Here is a 5,399-nt window from a genome sequence, read left to right on the forward strand (position 1 = left end):
AGCCGGAGGCCGTTGCCGGCCCCAAGCCCTCTAAGAACGGTACGTGAAAGTTTCCCCTCATACCGCTCACGCATTCCATAACCCTTATCGGGCAGCAGTCATCATTTCGATAATTGCTTTTATAATTCCAGTCTGCAGCCTACTAACGCATTAAGCGTCTGTAAGTCTCTCGCTTTTCAGCGTCGTTGAGTATCTCACATTCGTGGGTTTGCCTCTATTCATACAATGGAACACCATTGGTAAGTCAGCACCCTTTCGGTTAAGGCAAATCTTGAACCTCTATACAACTCATTACAAATTGTCATTTGCTTTTTACCATTTCCTCTACCCTCTGCACCATCGTCCCTCCTCACGGGGTTCCTACCCAAATACTGGGAGTGCATAGGGCTTACCAAGTTCCATACCTTGAATAATTTCTAAATGCCTTAGAAGCCATCTGTAAGCCGAGAATCATATGTCCATTTCCTATAACATCATCCGAGTCATTATAGTCTGATTCCATACCATTTTGGTTCAAGTGTAACATCCTACTTTCACTTGTCCTGCGTTACGACTCTTACAACGGTTCGCATTACACTCTTCATAGCATTTTTACCTTAGCAAATTGTCCAAATTAGGTTTTTGGAGGTTTCCACATTGTCTTGTGGGCTTCACACAACCTCATTACTGTAGTTGCATGCCACAATAAGGTCACCCTAAATGGAAAGGGTGGCATTACTGCAATTCATGATATAACTTCTTGTCGCACCAAATGAATGACAGAGGTGGTACGATGAGACGATGGATAGTGATGGTGGCGGTCCTGGTGTTCTGTATCGGGATTACCCTGCACCTGTGGCAGCAGGCGAGATTTTTGCTGGATTTACACAATCCTCATGGTTGAGCCAATGGAGGATATGTATCACATAGAGAAGAAATCAATTGAATCGAATTCGAATGCATTTGGGTCTGTCTCATGGACTTCCATGATAAACCTGCTGGGAGATAATGGATCACCCAGTGGAGTCGATTCGCTCATTGTTAGATTAAGTACCTTCTTTGCACGGGTAACGGCCACGTAGAAGAGTCGGCGTTCTTCTTCGATTGGATTGTTGCCAATCATAATCTCAGATTCGTCTTTGTTCTCGCGTTCCACCAGATCTACTACCACGTTTTCTTCTATGATTGAACGATAATGTGGCAGAATATTTTCATTGCACCCGGCGATATGGACAACATCCCACTCAAGGCCCTTGGCCTGATGTATCGTGGATATGATAACATGGTCATCAGGCACGTTTGCTTTATTCGCCTTACTTTTTCCTTTGAGCTGGACTTCATGTAAGAACTCATCTATCGGCATGTCGTTCAGTTCTTGGATGGTCTCTTCAAGTTCCTTTACCCGCACTGCAAAATCGTCATCTTTTGCTGAGGATGATAATGCGTATAGCTCTAAAAATGGTTCCAAAAAGTCCATCATGGATACTTTGGGTTGTTGAGCCCGTGTACGGGCTTCGGTCAATACATTATTCAATAGTTCAATGGATGCTTTCGCTTTTATACCTTTGAGTTTTATTTCAGTGATGGATTTTCCCAGTTCATTTTGAAGATGCAATATTGTGTTCTTGACACTTTTAGGGCCGATTCCTGGCAGTATACCAAGAATACGTTCCCATGCGATCATGTTCTGTGGATTGTAGATGAGTTCCAAAAACGCAATGAAGTCACGGATATGCTTCTTATCGAACAGGTCCTTTCCGCCGAATACCACGTACTGTATCCCGTATGAGAGTAGCCGCATTCCAAGGACATGGTGTATGCCTACCCTGTTCATCTGCAATGTTCTGGCAAGTACCGCTATCTTGTTAGGTGTGATGCCGTTTTGAATATGACCATATATCTGATCTGCGATATATTCAAGTTCATCATAGGTATTTGTGTGTAGGGAAACCGTCGGCAATTCGCCATCATTCAGAGTCGCATTCATCTGTTTTTCTTCAAGCCGGATAGTATTATGGTTAATTGATGCGATTGCAGCATTGATTATTTGTGGGGTTGAACGATAATTCTGTGTCAGGATTACTGTCCTTGTTCCTTCAAACGCGTATGGAAATCCGAGGATATGTCCAGGTGTGGCAGCTCGCCATTCGTATATTGCCTGTGCTTCATCACCAACCGCTGTTATGTTTGCATTGTGCTTTCGAAGCTGTCTTATCAATGCTGCCTGGACATTATTGGTGTCCTGATATTCGTCAACGAGGATATATTCGAATTGCCGTTCGTACTTTTGCCGCACAGCTTCATCTGTGTATAAGATGTATAGTGCATATACCAGCATATCATCGAAATCAATAACGTTATTGCCCAGTTTCATTGCATGATACTTGCTATGTATCTTCTGTATCAGCTTGATGTATTCTTGATGTTTGGGGAATTTATATTCTATCACGTCAGCTATTGAATATTCGATGTTATCAAGGAATTTATGTGCAGGATCATACTGCATAGCATTTCTTGCAAAGGAGATTATCTCGGAGGCATCAGCGGGTTTTAGATTGATATCTTCGAGTCCCATGCCTTTTATGATGAGCTTTATATGTTTCAGGCAATCATCTGGCATAATTATCGTGTATTTGGAATTGATACCCGGAATCTTAGAATAGTTTTCCCGAAGGATGCGGTTGCATATGTTGTGAAATGTTCCGATCCACATATCACGGATATCGTGTCCCATGGCAATAAGACGTGATTTCATTTCGTTTGCTGCCTTGTTGGTGAATGTAACAAGCATTATCTCATTGGTAGGAACAGAGTTGTCGAGTAATGCTGCGACCTTTGCCATGAGTGTTCTGGTTTTGCCTGTGCCTGCGGATGCGAGGATGAGCATTGGCCCGTCAAGGTTCTGGATGGCCTGAGTCTGTTCGGCATCTAAACTCACATAGGTCTGGTTTTCTTCTTTGTCTTTTTTTGTGCTCATTATCGCCCCGTATATCCCTTATCTTTCATTCTTTGATTTATTTATGGTGAACGTACATTAACTATTTTAAATTTTGTTCCATTAGAAAATGTAACATAATTTTCATCCGTATACTTTACTTTGAAACTATTCCTTCTCATGAAGGACCTGAAAATTTGGTCCAATTTACACGTGAAGGGGAGTATCTGGTAATATTTATTGGAATGGTATCAATCTTGAAACTAGTTAATTCAAGGTAACTTAAAATCGAATTAGTCTTAATTGCTTTCACTCTGCCCGGGTGCCCTTCACGATATTCTCCGCACATCCATGTAGTGTGGGGTCTGGCAAATATCAAATACGGTAAAAATAGAAATTATTATAAATGTCGCACGGAAATTATCAAAGTATGAATGAAAAAGATACAATTTCAGAATTTTGCATCTACACAATGCGAAAGAGTGATAATCTTCAATATATTTCTCTGAGAGATGGCGCAGGTAAATTCATTGAGAAGAAAATCTGGAGAACTGGTCATGCTCTTTTTCAACAAGCAAGGGAAGAGAAAAAGAAGATGCCCATTTTTTTCAGTGCAGCAGAAGAAGATTCTGGCCTGATCTATTTTGCATTCCTGGAATCAATCGAGATTGGGGATTCCGTAACCACATATTCTTTCTCTGATCTCAATGAAATAGACGAAACCAAGCCTCTCAGCAGCCTTAAGTTGCGAAGTTCCCAGAGACCATTATCTGACAATTACATTCGTCCTTATGCTATTTGTGAAACCCCTGATTTTCTGATTGAATGGATGCAAGAGATAGGATTTGCCCCGATAAAGAAAACAAGAAAAACGGGATTAGAGAAATTCTATTATAACAGTAATGAAAAGAGTTTTTCACTGCTGGACTTCTGGCAGTGGTCCAAATCCGATCTGGTGAATAATACCATTAGGGGTATACTAGCTGAATTCATTGTAGCCCAGTCATTGGGTATCACCGATAACATACGTTCTCCATGGGATGCATACGATTTGCTGCTTCCCAATGGAATCAAGATCGAGGTGAAATCATCAGCTTATATTCAATCCTGGTACCAAAAAGAATTATCGAACATTACATTTGGGATTGCTAAGACCATAGGGTGGAACGAGCAGACAAATCAGCAGGATTCTGAATTAAAAAGGCAGGCAGATATCTATATTTTCTGTTTATTGAACCATAAAATACAGGATACAATAGATCCGCTGGATATGGATCAATGGGATTTTTACATTCTGTCGACATCTGTATTAGATGATGAAGTGGGGGGTCAGAAGCATATCGGATTGAAATCTTTGATGAAATTGAATCCTCAATATAAGAAATATGGAGAAATTGCTGAGTATGTAGAAAAATTGGCGGGGGAGATTGATATGCGATGATTTTGCTAATAAAAACACCCACCGGAAAAGTTCAACCATACCCTATATCGTCCATCCTCTGGATGTTGCCTCCCCCTCATGAAGAATAATGCCCCCAACCACGTGGTTATTGCGGGATTGCTGCATGATGTTGTAGAAGATGGGGATTACACACTGTCCGATATCAGAGATGAGTTCGGTGATGAGGTGGCGGCCCTGGTAGATGGGGCTTCCGAGCCGGAAGAACTGATAAATGCGGAGGGGGGCAAAAGTAAGACCTGGCCTGAGCGCAAGGCACATACCATCGACTTTATCAAAAATGCAGACCGGAACATGAAGCTGCTCTCCTGTGCCGACAAATTGGCCAATATACGGGACATCATCAGGGATTATGATAGGCTGGGGGATGGTGTGTGGGATATCTTCAATGCCTCAAAGGACTCGGTTGCATGGTATTACATATCTATGTTGGATGCTTTTGGTAATGGGGATGAGGGGATTCGTGATATGCCTGCGTTTAAGGAGTTCGAGAAATGTGTCGGTGAGATGTTTGGGTATGTAAAAGTATGATGCGAAGCAGGCTAATTATAAACTCGTTTCAATATAGCAATCACCCCAACCCACAAGTCTCTATAAACCAGCATTAACCTACATCCATTCCTCCCCCCGCCAAAACATTACAACCCACACACCCAACTGAATCCACCTTCTCATCACTGCAACCCAATCAGCAGCCCCTACTGCGGCATCTGGGTATCAGGAAGGTGCATTTTTTGGGTAATTCACTGGGCATCATCCTGGGCAACATCTCGGGGAGGGTCCTTATAGACCCCCCCTGTATCCGTGTTTTTCGCTGACAGGGGTCATTCTATGGCTGGCCATCGTGTTGGTCTTCTCGGCCATTGCCAGTTTCTACCCTGCCTGGAAAGCGATCCGGTTGACTGTGAACGAGGTATTGGGTCAAGTAGCCGGAGGCCGTTGCCGGCCCCAAGCCCTCTAAGAACGGTACGTGAAAGTTTCCCCTCATACCGCTCACGCATTCCATAACCCTTATCGGGCAGCAGT

Annotated in this window: 4 protein-coding genes; 2 read left to right on the forward strand and 2 right to left on the reverse strand. The window is 42.7% G+C overall.

Features of this window, described 5'->3' with window-relative positions:
• Positions 1-901 precede the first annotated feature (901 nt).
• Positions 902-2,956, reverse strand: coding sequence for an ATP-dependent helicase (locus HF974_15995; protein ID MBC2699797.1), 2,055 nt, complete (start codon positions 2,954-2,956; stop codon positions 902-904).
• A gap of 388 nt (positions 2,957-3,344) precedes the next feature.
• Between HF974_15995 and HF974_16000 the strand changes: the two genes are divergently transcribed.
• Together HF974_16000 and HF974_16005 are read left to right on the forward strand one after the other, a co-directional pair.
• Complete coding sequence (locus HF974_16000) at positions 3,345-4,355, forward strand: hypothetical protein (protein MBC2699798.1); 1,011 nt, start codon at positions 3,345-3,347, stop codon at positions 4,353-4,355.
• Positions 4,356-4,433: 78 nt separating this feature from the next.
• Positions 4,434-4,904: a bifunctional (p)ppGpp synthetase/guanosine-3',5'-bis(diphosphate) 3'-pyrophosphohydrolase gene (locus HF974_16005; GenBank protein MBC2699799.1), complete on the forward strand. Its 471-nt coding sequence runs from the start codon at positions 4,434-4,436 to the stop codon at positions 4,902-4,904.
• 293 nt (positions 4,905-5,197) lie between these two features.
• Here HF974_16005 and HF974_16010 read toward each other — a convergent pair.
• A partial coding sequence (locus HF974_16010; protein ID MBC2699800.1) for a hypothetical protein occupies positions 5,198-5,399 on the reverse strand: 202 nt, incomplete at its 5' end.

Source organism: ANME-2 cluster archaeon (assembly GCA_014237145.1).
Lineage (GTDB): Archaea > Halobacteriota > Methanosarcinia > Methanosarcinales > Methanocomedenaceae > Methanocomedens_A.

Excerpts from the sequence above, each read along its gene's own strand:
- HF974_15995 (MBC2699797.1), bottom strand. The coding sequence starts at position 2,956 with ATGAGCACAAAAAAAGACAAAGAAGAAAACCAGACCTATGTGAGTTTA.
- HF974_16000 (MBC2699798.1), top strand. The coding sequence starts at position 3,345 with ATGAATGAAAAAGATACAATTTCAGAATTTTGCATCTACACAATGCGA.
- HF974_16005 (MBC2699799.1), top strand. The coding sequence starts at position 4,434 with ATGAAGAATAATGCCCCCAACCACGTGGTTATTGCGGGATTGCTGCAT.